Raw genomic sequence first — 1,921 nt, forward strand, 5'->3', positions numbered from 1 at the left:
CACGGTCACCCCGCCCGCCGTGATGACCTGGCGGAGCAAACTTCGGCTGTAGGCCGGGAAGTGATAGACAAGAAACGCGTCCAGGCGCCAGTCTGCTTCGTGAGGTGTGACTGTCAGCTCGATAGGAGTGTCACTCAGGCGCGGATCGGCCATAATTTTGTCCGCGGGCAGCGCTCATTTGTTTTCAGAGGCCTCATTGCCTGACGTGGCTGGCGGCTCGGCCTTGGACTCTGACGATCCCTGCGTTTGCTGAGGCTGGCTGCCTGAAGAAGCAGGCCCACTACCTGCTGGCTGCGGAGGAGCCGACTTGGTTTCGCCGCTCTCGGGGGCGGGCAACTCCGGCAATTGGCCGGGGGTTTGCGAGGGGGCCGCGACGGGTTCCGAGGGCTGACTCTGCGGCTGAGCACTCTGCGATTTCCCGGTACCTTCTGGCGCCGGGGGTGTCGGCGGTGGCACCTCTGTCGGTCCCGGAGTGATTGGCGGAGGCAGCACGCTGCCCGTGCCTTCCGTGTTGGTGGTTGGCTTGGGCGGCTCATAGGCCGCGAACATGTCGTAAAACTGGCGATTTTCTGGTTTGTTCAGGAAAGCGATGCGGCGGCGGGCGAGTTCGGCGTAGGGACCGTCCGGCCACCGATCCACCAATTCCTGATAAACCTTAATGGCATTTTCCAGCTCGCCCTGTCCCTGTCGGGTTCCGGACAAAGCCTCGTACGCTCTGGCAAGTCCCCAAAGCACCCTTTGCTGGAAAAACGGTGATCCAGATACTCCCCGCACGGCGAGATATCCGTCAATTGCTTTGCGGAGTTCTTGGGCAGCATTCGCCTTGTTGGTAAGCATTTCCTGGCAGCCGAATCGAAGGTGAAGATCTGCCGCCAGCAAACGGGCCCAATGCCCGGCGTCGGTCCGTGGATATTGCTCGGCGACGGCCTCGAGGTCTGCTGGTCCGCCTGTCTCCAGGGCTGCGTACAGGGCGTTCCAAGCGTTCTGCTCTACGGCTCGCGCCCAGTTCGCCCAGACCATCCAGCCCACATAGAGCACGACGATTGCCACCAATCCGACCAGAATGGCCTGGGAGTAGGGGGCGATTTTCTGCATCCAACGCCCGATGAGTTCGGCCAGTTCGTTTTCTTTCAGCTCTTGCCGTCGTTCTCGTTTCATTGACCTGTCATCCTCACGTTCTAATCCGCTTTTGCCGCAGGAATGAGAACCCGCGTGCTCCTACGGGTTTCCATAGTGTTGGATTGTTGGGACCCTAACACCGCCGTCTTCTCGGCTCTTACTATTAAGTTTTTATCTTACCGGAAAGGCGTTACGGGAAGAAGATCGGTCAGTTGGTCACTGGCGCGTTTTGCTGCCTGCGTGATGAACCCGCTTGGGCTTGAAGGAGGAGCTAATTCCGGGCACCGCATCGCAACTGGTACGGATCAAGAAGCCCCCACAGTGGACGCTCCAGACTTCGCGTCAGGGTGATTCATCTGGCAAAAGGATTTTCAAATCAAAGGGCCGGATGTCGATGCGATCGAAGGCCTGGACTTCCGTCACGCCCAGGCTGCGCCGAGGAGTGACACGGAAGCGAACAAATTGTGCGGTGACAGGCGATGACAATGGGAGAATGTAATTCCAACCCTGAGCTGTTTCGTCATCCGGAAGCATGTGATTAATGGGAATCTCCCGACGCCACAGATTCAGATTGAATGTCCCCTGTCGAGTGAAGGTTTCACCATCGAGCGACGTCCAGACCTCCACTTCATCTCGGACCTCTCCCTTGAGAGCATCCCACCATGGCCATCCGGCCGTCAGATGGATCCCAAACCCGGCGATTTCCTGCGGCTCTTGCATGTCAACAGTGATCTCCGCAAGACCGCTCTTCTCATCGAATCCCACTGCGTATTTCATGGATATTCCGCCCGCATAATTCGGC

3 protein-coding genes are annotated in these 1,921 nt (G+C 58.5%); all 3 read right to left on the reverse strand.

The window, feature by feature from the left end:
- On the reverse strand, positions 1–153 hold a 153-nt coding region (locus tag H5U08_RS19945), incomplete at its 3' end, for a S4 domain-containing protein (protein WP_366494809.1).
- A 21-nt stretch (positions 154–174) separates the two neighbouring features.
- Positions 175–1,158, reverse strand: a complete 984-nt coding sequence (locus H5U08_RS17245) for a tetratricopeptide repeat protein (protein WP_297035922.1) — start codon at positions 1,156–1,158, stop codon at positions 175–177.
- A gap of 303 nt (positions 1,159–1,461) precedes the next feature.
- Positions 1,462–1,921 (reverse strand): discoidin domain-containing protein (locus H5U08_RS17250; protein ID WP_297035924.1); only part of this gene is annotated, 460 nt, incomplete at its 5' end.

Source organism: Thermogutta sp. (assembly GCF_014359955.1).
GTDB lineage: Bacteria > Planctomycetota > Planctomycetia > Pirellulales > Thermoguttaceae > Thermogutta.